At 70.0% G+C, this 17,964-nt stretch carries 17 protein-coding genes and 1 tRNA gene; 13 read left to right on the plus strand and 5 right to left on the minus strand.

All coding sequences use genetic code 11. The annotated features are described in order from the left end of the window. Nucleotides 1–159 precede the first annotated feature (159 nt). The gene (locus VGJ96_06430) at nt 160–2,394 is read left to right on the plus strand and encodes an NADP-dependent isocitrate dehydrogenase (GenBank protein ID HEY3286742.1); all 2,235 of its coding nucleotides are present in this window, start codon (nt 160–162) and stop codon (nt 2,392–2,394) included. A 69-nt stretch (nt 2,395–2,463) separates the two neighbouring features. Here the strand turns inward: VGJ96_06430 and VGJ96_06435 are convergent. After that, nucleotides 2,464–2,547, minus strand: a tRNA-Leu gene (locus VGJ96_06435). Between the two features lie 108 nt (nt 2,548–2,655). Here VGJ96_06435 and hemH point away from each other — a divergent pair. Genes hemH through hemG form a run of 11 tightly spaced genes read left to right on the plus strand, consistent with a single transcriptional unit; the run spans nt 2,656 to nt 14,676 of the window. Beyond that, nucleotides 2,656–3,711, plus strand: a complete 1,056-nt coding sequence (gene hemH, locus VGJ96_06440) for a ferrochelatase (GenBank protein HEY3286743.1) — start codon at nt 2,656–2,658, stop codon at nt 3,709–3,711. 51 nt (nt 3,712–3,762) lie between these two features. Further along, on the plus strand, nt 3,763–5,112 hold the full coding sequence (locus VGJ96_06445) for an NAD(P)-binding domain-containing protein (GenBank protein ID HEY3286744.1): 1,350 nt from the start codon (nt 3,763–3,765) through the stop codon (nt 5,110–5,112). Beyond that, nucleotides 5,109–6,032, plus strand: a complete 924-nt coding sequence (gene hemC / locus VGJ96_06450) for a hydroxymethylbilane synthase (GenBank protein HEY3286745.1) — start codon at nt 5,109–5,111, stop codon at nt 6,030–6,032. The genes VGJ96_06445 and hemC overlap by 4 nt, the downstream gene beginning before the upstream one ends. After that, the gene (locus VGJ96_06455; GenBank protein HEY3286746.1) at nt 6,032–6,769 is read left to right on the plus strand and encodes a uroporphyrinogen-III synthase; all 738 of its coding nucleotides are present in this window, start codon (nt 6,032–6,034) and stop codon (nt 6,767–6,769) included. The genes hemC and VGJ96_06455 overlap by 1 nt, the downstream gene beginning before the upstream one ends. Then, nucleotides 6,766–7,770, plus strand: coding sequence for a porphobilinogen synthase (gene hemB / locus VGJ96_06460; protein HEY3286747.1), 1,005 nt, complete (start codon nt 6,766–6,768; stop codon nt 7,768–7,770). The genes VGJ96_06455 and hemB overlap by 4 nt, the downstream gene beginning before the upstream one ends. Next, a complete protein-coding gene (hemL, locus tag VGJ96_06465) occupies nt 7,767–9,071 on the plus strand; it encodes a glutamate-1-semialdehyde 2,1-aminomutase (protein HEY3286748.1) in 1,305 nt (434 codons plus the stop codon). Before hemB ends, hemL begins: the two co-directional genes overlap by 4 nt. Next, nucleotides 9,068–10,159 (plus strand): HAMP domain-containing sensor histidine kinase, encoded by a 1,092-nt coding sequence (locus VGJ96_06470; GenBank protein ID HEY3286749.1) that lies wholly within the window; start codon nt 9,068–9,070, stop codon nt 10,157–10,159. The genes hemL and VGJ96_06470 overlap by 4 nt, the downstream gene beginning before the upstream one ends. Further along, nucleotides 10,156–10,878, plus strand: coding sequence for a response regulator transcription factor (locus VGJ96_06475; GenBank protein ID HEY3286750.1), 723 nt, complete (start codon nt 10,156–10,158; stop codon nt 10,876–10,878). The genes VGJ96_06470 and VGJ96_06475 overlap by 4 nt, the downstream gene beginning before the upstream one ends. Continuing rightward, nucleotides 10,875–11,894 (plus strand): uroporphyrinogen decarboxylase, encoded by a 1,020-nt coding sequence (gene hemE, locus VGJ96_06480; protein HEY3286751.1) that lies wholly within the window; start codon nt 10,875–10,877, stop codon nt 11,892–11,894. Before VGJ96_06475 ends, hemE begins: the two co-directional genes overlap by 4 nt. Beyond that, nucleotides 11,891–13,306, plus strand: a complete 1,416-nt coding sequence (hemN, locus tag VGJ96_06485) for an oxygen-independent coproporphyrinogen III oxidase (GenBank protein HEY3286752.1) — start codon at nt 11,891–11,893, stop codon at nt 13,304–13,306. Before hemE ends, hemN begins: the two co-directional genes overlap by 4 nt. After that, nucleotides 13,306–14,676 carry a protoporphyrinogen oxidase gene (hemG, locus tag VGJ96_06490; protein HEY3286753.1) on the plus strand — a complete coding sequence of 457 codons (1,371 nt, stop codon included), beginning with the start codon at nt 13,306–13,308 and terminating at the stop codon, nt 14,674–14,676. The genes hemN and hemG overlap by 1 nt, the downstream gene beginning before the upstream one ends. Before the next feature lie 162 nt (nt 14,677–14,838). Here the strand turns inward: hemG and VGJ96_06495 are convergent, their stop codons facing one another. Genes VGJ96_06495 through VGJ96_06505 form a run of 3 tightly spaced genes read right to left on the minus strand, consistent with a single transcriptional unit; the run spans nt 14,839 to nt 16,725 of the window. Then, on the minus strand, nt 14,839–15,588 hold the full coding sequence (locus VGJ96_06495; protein ID HEY3286754.1) for a Spy/CpxP family protein refolding chaperone: 750 nt from the start codon (nt 15,586–15,588) through the stop codon (nt 14,839–14,841). Then, nucleotides 15,585–16,175 (minus strand): zf-HC2 domain-containing protein, encoded by a 591-nt coding sequence (locus tag VGJ96_06500; GenBank protein ID HEY3286755.1) that lies wholly within the window; start codon nt 16,173–16,175, stop codon nt 15,585–15,587. Before VGJ96_06500 ends, VGJ96_06495 begins: the two co-directional genes overlap by 4 nt. Further along, nucleotides 16,168–16,725, minus strand: coding sequence for an RNA polymerase sigma factor (locus VGJ96_06505; protein ID HEY3286756.1), 558 nt, complete (start codon nt 16,723–16,725; stop codon nt 16,168–16,170). The genes VGJ96_06500 and VGJ96_06505 overlap by 8 nt, the downstream gene beginning before the upstream one ends. A gap of 114 nt (nt 16,726–16,839) precedes the next feature. Between VGJ96_06505 and VGJ96_06510 the strand changes: the two genes are divergently transcribed. Further along, nucleotides 16,840–17,529: a glycerophosphodiester phosphodiesterase gene (locus VGJ96_06510; GenBank protein ID HEY3286757.1), complete on the plus strand. Its 690-nt coding sequence runs from the start codon at nt 16,840–16,842 to the stop codon at nt 17,527–17,529. Here VGJ96_06510 and VGJ96_06515 read toward each other — a convergent pair. Next, nucleotides 17,526–17,876, minus strand: coding sequence for a hypothetical protein (locus VGJ96_06515; GenBank protein HEY3286758.1), 351 nt, complete (start codon nt 17,874–17,876; stop codon nt 17,526–17,528). The two genes, VGJ96_06510 and VGJ96_06515, sit on opposite strands and share 4 nt — an antisense overlap. Nucleotides 17,877–17,964: the final 88 nt, after the last annotated feature.

Consider the following 17,964-nt stretch of genomic DNA (forward strand, 5'->3'; position numbering starts at 1 on the left):
TTGCACCATCCTGCCATGCCGGTGCGCCCGGATTGCACGAGATGCGGGGACGTCGCCTGTGAACGGGCGGCGTCCCCGCGTCGTCTTATCTGCTAGATTAAGGTCTTCCTGTTCGCGCCTGGCACATCCCGGCGTCGCCGACTGACATACGGAGAAGCTGTGAAGACCGACACCTCGACCATCATCTGGACCCAGATCGACGAGGCGCCTGCTCTGGCGACTCTCTCGCTCCTGCCCATCGTGCAGGCCTTCACCAAGGGCACCGGCGTCTCGGTGGAGACGCGGGACATTTCGCTCGCCGGACGCATCCTCGCGCTCTTTCCGGAGCGCCTGACGGAGGCGCAGCGCATTCCCGACCAGCTCGCGCAACTCGGCGAACTCACGCAGCGCCCCGAAGCCAACATCATCAAGCTGCCCAATGTCTCCGCCTCGGTCCCGCAGCTGAAGGAGGCCATCAAGGAGCTTCAGGCGCAGGGGTACGCGATCCCCGACTACCCGGAATCGCCGAAGACTGACGCGGAGAAGGAAGTGCAGGCCCGGTATGCGAAGGCGCTCGGAAGCGCGGTCAATCCGGTGCTGCGCGAAGGCAACTCCGACCGGCGCTCTCCGCTCTCGGTGAAGGCGTTCTCCAGGAAGCACCCGCACAAGCTGAGCGCCTGGGCGCCGGATTCGAAGGCGCATGTCGCGCACATGGCGGACGGCGACTTCTATGGCAGCGAGACGTCCACGACGATGGCCCAGGCGGCCAATGTGCGCTACGAGTTCGTCGCGGCCGACGGCGCGGTCACCCTGCTCAAGAAGACCACGCCGTTGCAGGCGGGCGAGATCGTCGACACGTCGGTGATGCACGTACAGGCGCTGCGCCGGTTCTTCGACGAGCAGATCGAGGACGCCAGGAGCAAGGGGCTGCTGCTGTCGCTCCACCTCAAGGCGACGATGATGAAGGTCTCGGACCCGGTGATCTTCGGCCATGCGGTCACCGCGTTCTATAAGGACGTTTTCGACAAGCACGCCGCCACCTTCGCGCAACTGGGGGTCAACCCGAGCTTCGGCCTGGGTGACATCTACGCCAAGATCCAGGCGCTGCCGGCCGACCAGCGCGCGGCCATCGAGTCGGACATCGCGGCCGTCTACCGCAAGCGTCCGGCGCTCGCGATGGTCGATTCCGACCGCGGCATCACCAACCTGCACGTGCCGAGCGACATCATCGTGGACGCGTCGATGCCGGTGGTGGTGCGCGATGCCGGCAAGATGTGGGGGCCCGACGGCAAGCTTCACGACACCAAGGCGCTGATCCCGGACCGCTGCTACGCGACCATCTACAAGACCATCATCGAGGACTGCCAGGCGCACGGCGCGTTCGATCCGGCGACGATGGGGAGCGTCCCGAATGTTGGCCTGATGGCGAAGAAGGCCGAGGAGTACGGCTCGCACGACAAGACCTTCATTGCCCCGGCGAACGGCACCATCCGCGTCGTGAACGAGGCGACGGGTGAGACGGTGCTGGCCCAGGCAGTGCAAACGGGCGACATCTTCCGCTCCTGCCAGACCAAGGACATCGCCATTCGCGACTGGGTGAAGCTGGCCGTGAAGCGGGCCCGCGCGACGGGCGCGCCGGCGATCTTCTGGCTCGACGCGCAGCGCGGGCACGACGCGCAGGTGATCGGGAAGGTCGAGTCGTACCTCAAGGAGCACGACACGACGGGGCTGGAGATCCGCATCCTGTCCCCCGTGGACGCGATGAAGTACTCGCTGGAGCGCATTCGCAAGGGCCTCGACACGATCTCCGTCACCGGCAACGCGCTCCGCGACTACCTCACGGACCTGTTCCCTATTCTCGAGATCGGCACGTCGGCCAAGATGCTGTCGGTCGTCCCGCTGCTGGCGGGGGGCGGGCTCTTCGAGACGGGCGCCGGCGGCTCGGCGCCCAAGCACGTGCAGCAATTCCAGAAGGAAGGCTACCTGCGCTGGGATTCGCTGGGCGAGTTCTCGGCACTGGGCGCCTCGCTCGAGCACATTGGCGCAACGTTCGGCAACGCGCGCGCCGCGCTGCTCGCCGAGACGCTCGACACGGCGATCGGCAAGTTCCTCGACAACAACAAGTCGCCGGCGCGGAAGGTCGGCGAGATCGACAATCGCGGCAGCCACTTCTACCTCGCGCTGTACTGGGCCCAGGCGCTGGCGGCGCAGACCAAGGACGCGGAGCTGCAGCAGCGGTTTGCGGTGGTTGCCAAGCAACTCGCCGAAAACGAGGCGAAGATCAACCAGGAGTTGATTGCCGCGCAGGGCAAGCCCGTGGATATGGGCGGGTACTACCACCCCGACCTGGTCGCGACGACGAAGGCGATGCGGCCCAGTGCCACGCTGAACGCCATCATCGACGCGCTGCGCTAGTTCGCCACATTAGGAAAACGACGCGGGGCGCCTTGGCGCCCCGCTCGTCATTTCCGCCCGCTGCATCAGTGCCCAGAGTGGGGATCGAACCCACATGAGGTTGCCCTCGCGGGATTTTGAGTCCCGTGCGTCTGCCAGTTCCGCCATCCGGGCCGTTCGCCGCGCGACGCCCATTGGCGCCGCGAACGCAAGATACTCGTGCCGCACCGTCGCTTCCAGTTGCGCCCCTCGCCGATGGCCCCGACCGATTATTCTTGGCGCATGCCCCGCTCGCACCTGCTCCTCATCAATCTCGGCACACCGACAGCGCCGGACCCAAGCGCCGTGCGCGAGTTCCTGCTCGAGTTTCTCAGCGATCCGGAGGTCGTGGACCTCCCATCCTGGCTCTGGAAGCCGTTCCTGAAGCGCGTGGTGCTGCGCCGCCGCCCGGCGCGTGTCGCGGAACTCTATCGCTCGATCTGGGCCGAGGGCGGCTCGCCCTTGCGGGTCGAAACGGAGCGGATGGTCGCCGGACTGCGCGCGCTGGCCAACGGCCGCTTCACGGTCAGCGCCGCCTATCGCTACGGGGCGCCGTCCATCGACAGCGAGATGGCCCGGCTGGCCACGGAGACCGATGGGCCGATCATCGCCGTGCCGCTCTTTCCGCAGCGGACGGGCTCCACGACGGGGACGGCCATCCGGCGCGTGTATGAAGCCGCGGCCCACAGCGGCATCGCGGATCGCGCGCGCCCACTTTGCATCGCGCCCGACGAGGCGGGGTACATTGCGGCGCTCGTCGCACGGTTCCGTGCGGCGCTCACGGGCCTCGACGAGGCGCCGGAGCATCTGGTGATCTCGTTCCACGGCATCCCCGTGCGGTACGATCGCCGCGAGCGGCGCCAGTACACGCGCGACTGCGAGGCCACCACGCGGGCCTTCCTGGCGGCCGCGGGATGGCCCACGGAACGCGCGACGCTCACGTTCCAGTCGAAATTCGGCTTCGAGTCGTGGCTCACGCCGGCCACGGCCGATACCCTGGCGGCACTTCCGGCCCGCGGCATTCGTCGCGTCGCCGTGATCACTCCCGGTTTCCTGACCGAGGGCCTCGAGACGCTCGAGGAGATCGGCATTCAGGGCAAGGAATCGTTCTTCCATGCCGGTGGCACCGCGTTCGTTCGCATCGGCGCGCTGGAGGCGCATCCCGCCATGCTGGAGTCGCTGGCGGCGCTCGCGCTGACTCCACCGCGCCGCCACGGGTGCGCGCTCGCCGACTGTAGTCGCGGAGCGCAATGCTGCCAGTGGCGCGGCCATGACAATTCCGTGACACAGGCACCGTAACGCTTCCTAGACTTCGGGTGGCGGTTCAACGGCCCCCAGCATGGAGCGCAGGTGCATAGAGTCGGTGTCGTTGGCATCACGTGGCGCAGCCAACGCAGCAGCCTGATCAACGAGATGACGATCGCCCGCGAGGAGCGGGCGGCGCGGCTTCCGCAACTGGCCGCGGAAATCGGCGCACGTGAGCTGGTCTACCTCGCCACGTGCAATCGCGTGGAGGTGACCTTCGCCAGTGAGGGCGACGTACCCCTCGGCGTGCTCCGCCGGCGCGTCTTCGCCGCGCTGACCGGCCGAACGCCCGCCTCCGGCGAAGCCGAACACGCGCTCCGCGCCTGGCAAGGTGAAGGCGCGCTCGAGCATCTGCTGCTCCTCGCGGCCGGGCTGGACTCGGCGCGGATTGGCGAGAACGAAGTCGCCATCCAGCTGCGCGACGCCGCCGACACGTCGCGCAAGGCCGGCCTGCTCGGCGGTCACCTCGATCCGGTCTTCACCGAGGCGTTCCGTGTCGCCAAGCGCGTGCGCCCGCTCACGGAAGGGCGCGGGCAGGCGGTCTCGCTGGCCGACGTCGCCGCCCGCCTCGCCAGCGACCGGCTGCAGCGCGTCCCCGGCACCGTGGGCGTCGTGGGCGTGTCGCCGATGACGATCCAATGTGCGCATCAGCTGGCGCGGCAGGGTCATTCCGTGCTCGTCATCAACCGCACGCTCGCGAAAGCCGAGGCCCTGGCCGCCGAGTGTGGCGGCACCGCCTGCGCACTCGACCGCTTCCGCGCGGCACCTGAGGCCGTCGCCGTGCTGATTCTCGCCGCGGGGGGCACCGATCCGATCCTGGCGCGCCGCGACCTGGAGCGACTCGCGGCGCGTTCCGTCTCCGGGGAGGCCCCGCTGCTGATCGATCTCGGCGTGCCACCCAATGTGCTGCCGGAGGACGCCGCGGCCGTCGACGTGCAACGGCTCGGCATGGAAGCCGTCATCGAGTCGGCCACCGAGGATCGCGAACGTACGCGCCTCGAGTTCGCCGAAGCCCGCGCGGTCGTCGACAAGGCCCTCGAAGACGTGCGACGGGAGGCCGCCGAACGCCTGGTCGGCCCGATGATCGGTGAACTGCGCCGCCGCTATCGTCATACCGCGCTCGAAGGGGTGCAGCGCCTGTGCGACAAGGAACTCGCCGGCCTGGGCGACGCCGAGCGCGAAGCGGTCACGCGCTGGGCAGAAACGCTCTCGCGGCGGTTCGCGCATCTCCCGGCCGTCGGCCTGCGCGAGCTGGCATTCCGCGTGGGCCCTTCCGCCGTGGCTGCGTTCTTTGAAGCGACGGATCCCCAATTGGCGCGTGAGCTGCAGGCCGCCGCTGACCGCGATGGCATGGACTTCGACGCCGCGCCCGACACCGCGATGGAGACCGCATGAAGTTGCGCATTGGCACCCGGGGCTCGGCGCTCGCGCTCGCCCAAGCGAATGACGTGGCCGCCCGGCTTGCGGCGCGCGGACACGAGCCGAAGATCGAGGTCATCTCGACGACGGGCGACCGCGTCACGGACCGCGCGTTCACCGATGTGGGGGCGTTCGGCATCTTCGTGCGCGAGATCGAGCAGGCGCTGCTGGACCGGCGCGTCGATCTGGCCGTGCACTCGTACAAGGACCTGCCGTCCACCGGACCGGACGCGCTGGTGATTGCCGCCGTCCCCGAGCGCGAGGACGTCGCCGATGTCCTCCTCATTCGGGCCGACGCCTATGTGGCGGGTGGGCTGCTTCCACTGAAGGCGGGGGCCGTGGTGGGAACGTCCGCCGCACGGCGGCGCGCCCTCTTGCTGCACCACCGCCCGGACCTGCGCACCGAACTGCTGCGCGGCAATGTGCCGACCCGGATGCGCGCGCTGCTGGTCGGCACGTATGACGCCATCGTGCTCGCCTCCGCCGGGCTCACGCGGCTTCAGCGCGTCGGGGCCGACCTGCCGCGGCTCGAGAAGCACGGCGTCGTCAGCGTGCGCCTTGACCCCGCCTTCTTCGTTCCTGCCCCTTCGCAGGGCGCGATTGCGGTGCAGGTGCGCGCCGATGCGCCCTCGGTCGCATCGGCCGTGCAGGCGATCGACGATCGCCGCACCGCCCTGGCGCTGCGCGCTGAGCGCGGGGCGCTCGCCCGCGCCGAGGCGGGATGTTCGCTCCCCTTCGGGGCGTGGTGCGACGAACGCGCGGATGGCACCCTGGTGCTCATCGCGGCGCTCGCCGACGACGGTGGCGTCGTGCGCTACGTCCGCGCCATCGGCTCCGATCCCGACGCGCTCGCCGATGACGCGTGGGCACAGCTTTCCGCCGGGCGGACCGGCTGATGGCGCGCTCGCTGCGAGGTCGCCGCATCATCGTGACGCGCGCCCCGGACGACGCGCGGTACTGGGCGAAGGCGCTGGCCGGGCTGGGCGCGAGGCCGGTGATCTTCCCGTGCCTCTCGGTCGTTCCCATCGCCGACGAGGCGACGCGCGACGCGCTGCGCGCCGCGCTGGCGGAGGCCGACTGGCTGCTGCTCTTCTCGCGCCGCGGGGCGCAGATCACGGCCGACCTGGCCGGCGATGCCGTCAACACGCGTGTGCGCATCGCCGTCGTTGGTTCTGCCACGGCGGAAGCGGCCCGTGAACGCTTCGGACGCATCTCGCTGGTGCCGGCCATCACCACCGCGGTTGGCATGGCCGATGAAATCGCATCCATCGCGCGGGCGTCACTGCTGGCCACGCCGATGCATGCGGTGCTGGCGGGCGCGGCCACGGGCCAGGAAGACGCCGTGGGCGTGCTGACGGCCGCCGGCGTGCGCGTGACGAGCGTTCCGGTCTACCGCACGATCCCTGCTCCCTGCGAGGTCCCGCGCCACACGTTTCCTGAGAACGTGCGTACGGACATCCTCGTTGCCAGTCCCTCCGCCGTCACCGGGCTGCTGAATCGCGCCCATGTCCCCCCGAATGCGCGCGTGATCACCATTGGTCCCACCACCACCGCGGCCGCACGCGCCGCGGGTCTTCACGTCGCCGCCGAAGCGCGGCGCCCAGGCCTCGCCGGCCTGCTGGAGGTCTTGTGAGTTCGTCTCGCCTTGCATCCCCGGTCGGACGCCAGCGTCCGCGCCGCCTGCGTCAAAGCGCCGCATTGCGCGACCTCGTCGCCGAGACGCGGCTGCACGCCTCGCAGTTCATCATGCCGCACTTCGTGCTCCCTGCGGACGCGGCGGAGGAGGCCATTCCCTCGATGCCAGGCATCGGGCGCCAGGGGATCACGCCACTGCTGCGTACCGTCGAGTCGGACCTCAAGCTCGGCATTCGGTCGGTGCTGCTCTTCGGGGTGCCGGCCGCGGGGACGAAAGACGCGGTGGGTTCGCCGGCCTACGATCCCAACGGCACGGTGCCGCGCGCGGTCAGCGCCCTCAAGCGCGCGTTCGGCGGGGACCTGGTGGTCACCACCGACGTCTGCCTCTGCGCGTACACGAATCACGGCCACTGCGGCGTGCTCATGGACGGTTACGTGGACAACGACCAGTCGCTGGCCCCGCTGACCGCCATGGCGGTGGCGCATGCCGCGGCAGGCGCGGACCTCGTCGGGCCATCGGACATGATGGATGGCCGTGTTGGCGCGCTGCGCGACGGCCTCGATGCCGCCGGCCACGTGCGCACGGGGATCATGTCGTATTCGGTGAAGTACGCCTCCAGCTACTACGGCCCGTTCCGCGACGCGGCCGACTCGTCACCGCAGCACGGCGACCGCCGCAGCTACCAGATGGACCTGCGCAACGCGGGCGAGGGGGAACGCGAGGCCCTGCTCGACGCCGCGGAAGGGGCGGACATCCTGATGGTCAAGCCGGCGCTGGCCTATCTCGACGTCATCAGCCGTGTGCGGGCCGCGTCCACGCTCCCGCTGGCGGCGTACAACGTCTCGGGTGAGTACTCGATGGTGAAGGCCGCCGCGGCCAACGGCTGGGTGGATGAGCGTCTGGTGGTACGCGAGAACCTGCTCGCCATGGCGCGCGCCGGCGCCGACATCATCATCACGTACCACGCGCGGGAAGCGCTGCGCGAGGGGTGGCTGTGAGCGCGGGCCCCGGCTCGCGGTCGTGGATGGAGCGGGCGGCCCGGGTCATTCCGGGCGGCGTCAGTTCGCCCGTGCGCGCCTTCAAGTCCGTCGGCGGCACGCCGCTTGTCTATCGGCGGGGCGACGGGGCATACCTCGAGGACGTGGACGGGCGCCGCTACGTCGATTTCGTCTGCTCGTGGGGGCCGCTGATCCTCGGGCACGCCCACGCGACCGTCCGTGAGGCCATTGTCCGGGCCGTGGAGAAGGGCACGTCATTTGGAGCGCCCGGGGAGACGGAAATCGAACTCGCCGAACGCATCACCGGCGCGTATCCAGGTCTCGAGCAGGTTCGGTTCGTGTCGTCCGGCACCGAAGCGGTGATGAGCGCCATTCGTGTGGCGCGCGGCTTCACCGGGCGCGACAAGATCGTGAAGTTCTCGGGCTGCTACCACGGCCATGCCGACCACCTGCTCGTCGCGGCGGGATCCGGGCTCGTGACCTTCGGCCATCCGTCGTCGGCGGGCGTCCCCGAGGCGTTCGTGGGTGAGACCATCGTGCTGCCGCTCGACGACGAGGCGCGCGTGATCGACCTGCTGCGGCGCGACGGCGACCGCATCGCGGCCGTGATCATCGAGCCGGTGCCGGCCAACAACGGCCTCCTGCTGCAGCGCCCCGAGTTCCTCGCGACCCTGCGCGAGGAGACCCGGCGCGCCGGCACGGTGCTGATCTTCGACGAAGTGATCAGCGGCTTCCGCGTGGCACGCGGCGGCGCGGCGGAGCGGTTTGGCATTGTCCCCGACTTGGCCACGTTCGGGAAGATCATCGGCGGCGGACTGCCGGTGGGCGCATTTGGCGGCCGGCGCGACATCATGCAGTGCCTCGCACCGATCGGTCCGGTGTATCAGGCAGGAACCCTTTCAGGAAACGCCGTCGCGATGGCCGCCGGCTTGACCACACTGAGGCTGCTCGACGAACAGCAGGCGTGGCCGGCCCTCGAGACCTTGGGCAATGCGCTGGAAGAGGCGGTGCGCCCCGTGCTGGCGGCCGCGCCGATCCCGGCGCAGTTCGGACGGCTGGGATCTCTCTTCTGGCTCTACCTGGACGAGGGACCGCTTCCGCGCTCGGCCGAGGCGGTCAGCAGCACCGCCGGAGTGCGGTACGGGCCGGTCTTCCACGCCCTCCTGGATCGCGGCATTGCATTGGCGCCGTCGGCGTATGAGGTAGGTTTCCTATCGTTGGCCCACGACCGGGGACACCTCCGCCAGTTGGCGGAGGCACTCTCGGAAGCGCTGTCCCCGGCCCTGCTCCCCACGGCATGATCCTGCCCTCCCAGCGCCGTCGTGTGCGCACCATGCAGATCGGCTTCCTCGTGCTGCTCGCCACGACGAGCGCGCAGCTCGCGTGGTGGCTGTACGACCAGGTGGCCTACTCCCGCGAGATGCAGCGCCGCATCGAGGCCACCCTGCAGGCCGACCTCGCGCAGGCGGGGGCGCTGCTGCGCGCCGGCGTCCCGCGCGACTCGCTGACCGTGCTCTTCCCGACGCTCGACATCGGGGCGGTTCAGGTCACGCTCCGTCCGGCGACAACCGAGAGCCTGCGGCTCGAGCGCGCCCGCCGGCTGAACCGCTACGCGTGGGAGGGCGGGTTCTTCATGCTCGTGCTGGTCGCCTCGATGTACGTGGTGCACCGGTCGCTGCTCGAGCAGGCCGAGCTCCACCATCGGCAGGAGGGGTTTCTGGCGTCGGTGTCGCATGAGCTGAAGAGTCCGCTCGCGTCGCTGCGCCTGTCGGCGGAGACGCTCGCCCTGCGCAATCCCGATCCGCAGCGTCGCCTGGAACTGGTGCACCGCCAGATCCAGGACCTGACGCGCCTCGAACGGCTGATCGGCAACATCCTCGACACGTCGCGCCTCTCGCAACCGTCGCTGCGCTCCGCGCCCGAGGCGCTGTCGCTGGCGAATGAGTCGCAGCATGCCATCGACGAGATCTCGTTCCACGCGAGCGAGACCAAGACGGCGGTGCGCGCCAGCATCGCCGACGACCTGATGATCTTCGCCGACCGTGACGCGGTGCGCACGGTGCTGCGCAACCTGCTGCACAACGCCATGCGCGCCGCGGAGGGTGGCACGGTGACCGTCGCCGCCGCCGTCGAGGATGGCCAGGCGCTGCTGCGCGTCTCCGACGACGGCATTGGCTTTCCGCCCGAGCTCGGCCAGAAGATCTTCGGGAAGTTCTACCGGCTGGACGACGAACGTCACACGGGACGGAGCGGCACGGGGCTTGGCCTGTACCTCGTCCGGCGGCTCGTCGAACTCGACGGCGGCACGGTGCGCGCGCACAGCGACGGCCCCGGTCGCGGCGCTGTCTTCACGGTCCACTGGCCCCTCGCCCCCCACGAACACGCATGAAGGATCCCACCGCCCACCTGCTCCTCGTCGAGGACGAACCCAACCTCGCCCGCGGCATTCGCGAGAACCTCGAAGCCGAAGGGTACGCCGTCGAAGTCGTGATGGACGGCCGCGTGGCCCTCGACCGCGTGCTGGCGCGCGAGTACGGCCTCGTCATCCTCGACGTGATGCTCCCCTCGATTGACGGGTTCGCCGTCTGCGAAGCCATGCGCCGCGAGGGGCGCGACACTCCCGTGCTCTTCCTGACCGCGCGCGGCGGCCCGGATGACCGCATTCGGGGCCTCGCCGTCGGCGGGGACGATTACCTCCCCAAGCCGTTCCAGTTGCGCGAGCTGCTGCTGCGCGTTGCGGCCATCCTGCGCCGCCGCATGCGCTACGACGCCATCACGGCGCGCGAGCCGGTGGTGCGCTTCGGCGGCAACGAGTTCGACTTCCGGAGCTTCCGCGGCCGGTCGCACGACGGCAACGAGCAGTTTCTCACCCAGAAGGAAGCCATGATTCTCAAGGTGCTCGTCGAGCGCGAAGGGCAGGTGGTGTGGCGTGACGACATCCTCGACCTCGTCTGGGGCGAGGATGTCCTCCCCTCGACCCGCACGATCGACAACTTCATCGTCCGCCTCCGCAAGCGGTTCGAGCCGGACCCCGAGCAGCCCCGTCACTTTCACACGGTGCGCGGCATCGGCTACCGGTTCACGAAGCAACCGACGGAGGGGGCGTGAGCACGCTGCTGCTGGAGGCGCTGCGCGGCCGGCCCACACCGCGGCGCCCGCTCTGGATCATGCGACAGGCGGGACGCTACCTGCCCGAATACCGCGCCCTGCGGGAGAGGCACTCGTTCGAGGAGCTGTCGGGCAGCGCGGAGCTCAGCGCCGAAGTGACCTTGCAGCCGGTGCGCCGCTTCGCCCTCGACGCGGCCATCATCTTTGCCGACATCATGAGCCCGATGGCCGCCCTCGGCGTGCCCGTGCGGTTCAATCCCGGGCCGGTCATCGCCGATCCCGTGCGCACGATCGCGGACGTCGAAGCCCTGCGCTCGCCGGCGGCCGGCGAGATCGCGCCCGAAGTGATGACGGCGCTGCGCCTCGTGCGCGCCGAGCTGCCCGCGGACCAGGCGCTGCTCGGCTTCGCCGGCGCGCCGTGGACGCTGGCGGCGTATCTCGTGCAGGGCAAGGGCGCCCCGGGCTTCCCCGCCCTGCGCGCGCTCGCCGCCCGCGACCCCGGACTGCTCGACGCCTTGATGTCCCGCCTCACGGATCTCGTCGTCGCCTACCTGCACGAGCAGGTCGCCGCCGGCGCCGATGCCGTGCAGCTGTTCGACACGTGGGCCGGTGTGCTCTCGCCGGCGCGATGGTCCGAATTGGTCCGGCCGCATCTCGTGCGCCTGCTCCACGAGACCGCCGGCCTCGGCGTGCCCCGCATCCTGTTCGTGCAGGACGCCTCGCACCTCGTCCCCAGCTACGCCGCGCTTCGCTCGGAAGCACTCGCGGTCGATTGGCGGGAGGACCTCGCGAGCCTGCGTGAGTTCGTCGGTCCGGAGCGCGGCCTGCAGGGGAACCTGGACCCCGCCTTTCTCGTTGCCGGTCCGGAAGCCACGCAAGTCGAGGCCCGGGCCCTGCTCGCCCGAGTCCCCGCGCGCGGACACGTCGTCAACCTCGGGCACGGCATCACGCCCGACGCCCCCCTGGAAAGCGTGCAGGCGCTCATCGACGTCGTGCACGCGGAGCAGCTGCCATGACCGCCCCCCATCGCGATCGTCCCGTCGATCGGGCCGCCACCGCCGACCTCCTCGCGCGGCACGATGTCTCCGGCCCGCGCTACACCAGCTATCCCACCGCCGTCGAGTTCGGCGACGGCGTCACCGCCGACGATTATGAACGGCGCCTCGCCGCGGCCAACGCACTCGGTCCGGATGCGCCGCTCTCGCTGTACGTGCACCTGCCGTTCTGCCAGGAGCGTTGCCTCTTCTGCGGCTGCCACGTGATCATCACCAGGCATCGCGAGGTCGCCGCGCCGTACCTCGATCTGCTAAAGCGCGAAGTCACGATGCTGGCCGAGCGGCTGCCCAACCGGCGCCGCTTCGCGCAGCTGCACCTCGGCGGCGGCACTCCCACGTACTACGAGCCGGCGCAGCTCACCGACTTCCTGCAGCATCTCCTGCGCCACTTCGAACCGCTCCCCGGCGCGGAACTCGCGCTGGAAGTCGATCCGCGCGTCACGACCATCGCGCACCTCGACGCGCTCGCCGACCTCGGATTCAATCGCGTCTCGATGGGCGTCCAGGACCTGACACCCGTGGTGCAGGAGGCGATCGGGCGCATCCAGACGCTGGAACAGACCCGTCGGCTCATCGACCACGCCCGCTCGCGCGGCTTTCGCGGCATCAACGTCGATCTCATCTACGGCCTGCCGCTGCAGACCGAGGAGACCTTCGAGCAGACGGTCAATGCCGTCATCGGGCTCGGCGTTGACCGCGCCGCGGTCTACTCGTTCGCCTTCGTGCCGTGGGTGCGGGGCCACCAGAAGAAGCTCGAGGAGTCCGACTTCCCCGACGCGGCCACCAAGCTCCGCCTCTTCGCCATCGCCCGGGAGCGCTTCCTGCAGGCGGGATACGAGCCCATCGGCATGGACCACTTCGCCAAGCCGGACGACGAGTTGGGGCGGGCGAAGCACGAGGGACGCCTGCGCCGGAACTTCCAGGGCTACGCGGTGATCCCCGGCGACGACGTGATCGGCCTCGGCATCTCGGCCATCGGCGACGTGCGCGGCGCGTACGTACAGAACGAGAAGAAGCTCTCGACGTACGAGGAATCGCTGGCCGCCGGACGCCTCCCCGTCGCGCGCGGCGTCGCCCGCAGCGACGACGACGACATCCGCCGCACCGTGATCCACGAGTTGATGTGCAACTTCGGCGTCGACATCCCCGCCATCGAACGCCAATACGCGATTTCGTTCGCGGCGTACTTCGCCGACGACCTGCGGCAGCTCGATGCCCACGTGCAGGATGGCCTCGCCGTCGTCACGCCGACGCGCATCGCGGTCACGCCGGTCGGCGAGCTCATCGTGCGCAACATCGCCATGTGCTTCGACCGGTACATGCGCGAAAAGCACGCCGCCGACGCCAAGCCAGTGTTCAGCCGCACGGTGTGATGCGCCCGCACGTCGTCGTAATCGGCGGCGGCATCACGGGGCTGTCCGCCGCGTGGACGGTCGCGCGCCTTGGCGCCGGCCTGCCGGACGGCGCGGACGTCACCCTGCTCGAGCGCGACGCCGAGCCCGGCGGCAAGGCCCGCACCCATCGCGACGGCGACTGGCTCGCCGAGGGTGGCCCTGGCGGGTTTCTGTCCGGCCGTCCCGCCATCGAACGGATCATTGAAGACGCCGGACTGGCCGGCGAGGTGATCACCGCCGATGCCGCGGCCGCACGACGCTTCGTCTACTTCAACGGGGCGCTGCGGCGCGTCGTGGCGACTCCCGTGGGACTCGTGCGGGCGGGGCTGCTCGACGTGCGTGGGGCCGCGCGCCTGTGCGGCGAACCGTTCATCGCCACCCGGCGATCAGGGCCCGAGGAAACCGTGTGGGAGTTCGCGGCGCGCCGCATCGGCGCGCAGGCGGCCGACCGGTTGGTGGCGCCCATGACGCTCGGCATCTACGCGGGCGACGCACGGCAGCTCTCGCTTCCGTCGGCCTTTCCGCGAATGGCCGCGCTCGAAGCGGAGCATGGCTCGCTGGTGCGAGGGCTGATCGCCAAGCGCGGCCGGATGGCCACGGGAACGTTGACGACCCTGCGACGCGGCCTGCAGACGCTTCCCCACACGCTCGCCGCGCGCGGCCGGTTCACCACCCGCACGGGAGCGCCGGCACTGGCGATTTCGCGCGATCACGCCGGCTGGCGCGTCCCCATCGCGGGCGACGAGGCGTTGCGCGCCGATGCCCTGATCGTGGCGACCGAAGCCTGGGCCGCCGCGCCGCTCCTCTCGGCGGTCGCGCCCGAAGCGTCGGCGGCGCTGAACAGCATCTACTGCCCGCCGGTCACCGTGGTCACGCTCGGCTTTCCCCACCACGCGGCCGGAGGGGTTCCACTGGGCTTTGGCGTCCTCATCACGCGCGGCGAAGGCCTGCGCGCGCTCGGCAATCTCTGGGACTCGCACTTCTTCCCCTCCCGCAGCCCGTCTGGCCACCTGTTGCTGCGCGCGATGCTCGGCGGCGCGGTGGATCCCGCGGCCGGTGCCCTCGATGATGACGCAGCCATCGCGCTCGTGCGCGAGGAGATGCGGCGCATGTACGGCACGGAGGCGGCGCCGGCATTTGCGCACGTCACGCGATGGGCGCGCGCCATTCCGCAATACACGCTCGGTCACGCGACGCGCGTTCGAACCATTCGCGATGCGATCGCGGTGCACGGCGGCCTGTATGTCGCCGGCTCCGCGCTCGACGGCGTGGCCTTCGCGGATGCCGCGGCGAGCGGCGTGACCGCCGCCGAAGCCGCGGTGGAACGCCTGCGCGCCATCAGCGGCTGACGCGCAGGAACCGGCTACCGCAAGAGCCGGCTAACACAGAATTCAGTGACCGCAAGTAACCGGAAGGCCGCCTCCAAGCAGCGGCCTCCCGGTCATCGCTCATCGGAATCGGTTAATCGCAATCCCAAATCCCAATCCGAATTCCCAATCCTCAATCAGCCGTCACCAAGGGATGTTGTCCTCAGGCGGCACCGGTGGCTGCTGCGCATTGGGTGGACGGACGCCCTGGCGCGGGAGGCGCTGCCCCTGAGGGATGCCGGCCCCCGCCCGACCGGCGCCGGGTCCGATGCCAGGACCCATCCCCGGCCCCATGCCCTCGCCCATTCCGGGACGCAGGGCGCCGGCGCCCGGGCCCGCCATCCCACGGCGGACTGCCTGGGCGCGGACTTCATCCATCCGGCGGCGCATCTGTTCCTGCATGCCAAGGAAACGCGCCCGCTGCATGGGCGTGAGGTAGCCCGCCATCTCCTTCTGTTCCTGCTCCACCAGTTCGAACCGCTGCCGCTGGATCTGCAGCATCCGGTCAAGCGCGGTCGAAACCTTGGCCTGGTTCATCGTATCGCCCGCAATCAGGAGGTCGCGCATCCCCATCCGCGCGTCACGCTCCTGCTCCACGAGCAAGCGTCGCCGTTCCTCGAACTTCCGGTTCGTCGCCTGCAGCTTCGCAAACTGGTCATCGGTCAGCTGCAGCTGGTTTCTCAACTGATTGGCGATACGGTTGCGGATCTGCTGCTCCAGCTGGGCACGATCCATCTGGCCGGCCATCATCTGCCGGCGCGCCTCCGGCTGGGCCGCCGCCGCATTGCCCGCCGGCGCCGGCGCGGGTTTCGGCTGTGCCGCCGGCGGATTCTGGGCCAGCGCCGCGCCGGTGACGAGTCCCAGCGCGAGTGCTACGCGAACGACCTGCTTCATAGCGTCTTTCCTCCTTCATTCATCGCGATGACTGGCGTCACCGACTCAGGATCAGTACTGGGCAGGCTCCGGACGGAATCCATCTGCCCCAACAACGTCTGCAACTCCTCGAGCGTCAGGTCCGACAATCCGCCGCCGAACGTGATGCCATCTCCCGCTGCTCCCGCCGCCGGCGACACCGTGGACTCCGACGGGGTCGCGAGCCGCACGTACGACGAGTCCGCCACGCGCACGCCCGTCTCCGTCACGCTGCTTCGCCAGAAGAGGCCGCCGCCGGCCACCAGGAGCAGCCCGGCCGCCGTCGCGTACTGCCAGAGGTGCCGACGGAGCGGCGCGCGCACGATGCCCAGGGCCCTGGGCGCGGCCGTTGGCGGTGCCGGCAGCGCGCTGACGATGGCGGCGACGTCGATGCGGGGCGCCGCGAGCGCGAGCCCCGCCCGCACCTGGGCAAGCAACGCCAATTCGGCGCGGCACGACGCACAAACCGCGAGGTGCGACCCCACCCGGGTGGCATCTTCCGCCGCGAGCGCGCCCAAGGCGTAGTCGGGGAGCAGGTCGCGCATCAGTTCATCATGGCAGTCAGTCATCGCTCAAGTACTCCTTCACCGCGCGCATCGCATTGTGGTAATGCACCCGGCACGCGCCTTCCGTGCTTCCCACCAGCTTCGCGATCTCCGTGTATGGCAGCCCTTCCGTCACGCGCAGCGTGAACACCTCCCGCTGCAGTCCGGAGAGCCGCGCCACCGCCTGCCGTACGCGCGCGTGCGTTTCGTCCGCCACCATCCCGTCGAGCGCGTCGTACTCCTGCACTGCATGCCCTTCGTCAAGCTCCACCTGGTTCCGCTGTCGGCGCTCGGCCCGTTGCCGGTCAAGCACGAGGCGCTTGAGGATGGTGAAGAGCCAGGTGCGCAATGAACTGTCAGACCGGAACGTGTCGATGGCGCCGAACGCCCGCACAAACGTGTCCTGCACCAGTTCCTCCAGCCCATCCCGCACGCCCTGCGCCGCGGCGTACCGGGCGAGCGACTGCGCGTGCCGGGTCACGATCTCGCTCGCCGCCCGCTGATCGCCCCGTTGCCACCGGGCGATCAACTCCACATCCAGATGGGCGTCTGTCTCGCGGCTCGATTCGCTCATGCGCTCACCACCTTGGACTCCGCAATCCGCATTTCGTTAATTCGGCAGGGTTGACGCCGCCCGTCTCCCGGTTCACCATCCGAGGGTCCCGCTCGCCACGCGTGCCCATCAACCATGATTGAGATCATCGCGCACCGTGGTGCGTCCCGCGAGCACCACGAGAATACCATCCCCGCCTTTCAGCGTGCGCTCGACCTCGGGGCGAACGCGGTGGAGTTGGACGTGCACTGCGCGGCCGATGGCACCGTGGTGGTCCACCATGACCCGGTCCCGCGCGGCACGCCCGCCGACCCCGCGCTGGCCGACCGGCTCATTGCCACATTGACGACCGCCGAACTGGCCTCGTTTCGGTTCTCCGACGGGGGGACGATTCCGACACTCGAGGAGATCGCGCAATTGCTGCGCGCTCGCGCCACGCTGTACTGCGAGCTGAAGGGCGCCGGCACCGCGGAGCCGTCCCTGAAGGTGCTCCGGCGCTACGGCGGCCCCTGTGCCGTGCACGCCTTCGATCACCGCATGGTCGCCGCGGCCGCCGCCTACGCTCCGGAGATTCCGCGCGGTGTGCTCGAAGTGAGCCGGCACGTCGATCCGGCCGCGGCGCCCGCCAGCGTCGGCGCCCGCGACCTCTGGCAATTGGCCGAATTCGTGGATGAGGCCCTCGTACGCGCCGTCCACGCCGCGGGGGGGCGCGTCATCGCCTGGACGGCCAATGCGCCAGAGGCCATCGAACGCCTCGCAAGCTGGGGCGTCGATGGCCTCTGCACAGACGACGTAGCGCTCGTGCGCCGCGTCCTCGGCCGCTAGACGGGCGGCGGGTCTGCAGGCGGCGGCACGTCGGAGGCCGCCGGCGGCTCGGAAGGCGGCGCCGCTTCGGGAGTTCCGTCCCTCCCCTTGGTCAACTCGGCATCCAGTCGCGTCGCTTCGGCTTCGTGCTCGCGCAGCGTCGCGGCCAGGCGGTCCCACGCCGCCGGGTCCAGTTCCTCACCCGCCGCCTTCGCCCGGTACACGGCATAGCCGAGCGCCTGGGCGGCCTTGTCGGCCAGTTGTCGCACCCGGAAGATCTCGAGACGCAGCCGCCCTTCATCAATTGCGCCCTGCGCCGCCCGTCCCGCGCGATTCAGTTCGACCTGCAGCTTGTCGAGCAAGCCCATGCATCCTCCCGGCGAGAGCCGTATCTGCTGGCTCTACGTCCAGGGCCGCCGCATTGTTTCCGACGCGTCGCTTCGCGGGGCGCGACGG

The sequence above is a fragment of the Gemmatimonadaceae bacterium genome, from assembly GCA_036504815.1.
Classification (GTDB): domain Bacteria; phylum Gemmatimonadota; class Gemmatimonadetes; order Gemmatimonadales; family Gemmatimonadaceae; genus PNKL01.

Bases quoted from the DNA above. Each gene is read 5' to 3' on its own strand.
- VGJ96_06500 (HEY3286755.1), bottom strand. From the start codon at position 16,175: ATGACTGACTGCCATGATGAACTGATGCGCGACCTGCTCCCCGACTAC.
- VGJ96_06475 (HEY3286750.1), top strand. From the start codon at position 10,156: ATGAAGGATCCCACCGCCCACCTGCTCCTCGTCGAGGACGAACCCAAC.
- VGJ96_06505 (HEY3286756.1), bottom strand. From the start codon at position 16,725: ATGAGCGAATCGAGCCGCGAGACAGACGCCCATCTGGATGTGGAGTTG.
- VGJ96_06510 (HEY3286757.1), top strand. From the start codon at position 16,840: ATGATTGAGATCATCGCGCACCGTGGTGCGTCCCGCGAGCACCACGAG.
- VGJ96_06495 (HEY3286754.1), bottom strand. From the start codon at position 15,588: ATGAAGCAGGTCGTTCGCGTAGCACTCGCGCTGGGACTCGTCACCGGC.
- hemG (HEY3286753.1), top strand. From the start codon at position 13,306: ATGCGCCCGCACGTCGTCGTAATCGGCGGCGGCATCACGGGGCTGTCC.
- hemN (HEY3286752.1), top strand. From the start codon at position 11,891: ATGACCGCCCCCCATCGCGATCGTCCCGTCGATCGGGCCGCCACCGCC.
- hemC (HEY3286745.1), top strand. From the start codon at position 5,109: ATGAAGTTGCGCATTGGCACCCGGGGCTCGGCGCTCGCGCTCGCCCAA.
- VGJ96_06470 (HEY3286749.1), top strand. From the start codon at position 9,068: ATGATCCTGCCCTCCCAGCGCCGTCGTGTGCGCACCATGCAGATCGGC.
- VGJ96_06515 (HEY3286758.1), bottom strand. From the start codon at position 17,876: ATGGGCTTGCTCGACAAGCTGCAGGTCGAACTGAATCGCGCGGGACGG.
- hemH (HEY3286743.1), top strand. From the start codon at position 2,656: ATGCCCCGCTCGCACCTGCTCCTCATCAATCTCGGCACACCGACAGCG.
- VGJ96_06455 (HEY3286746.1), top strand. From the start codon at position 6,032: ATGGCGCGCTCGCTGCGAGGTCGCCGCATCATCGTGACGCGCGCCCCG.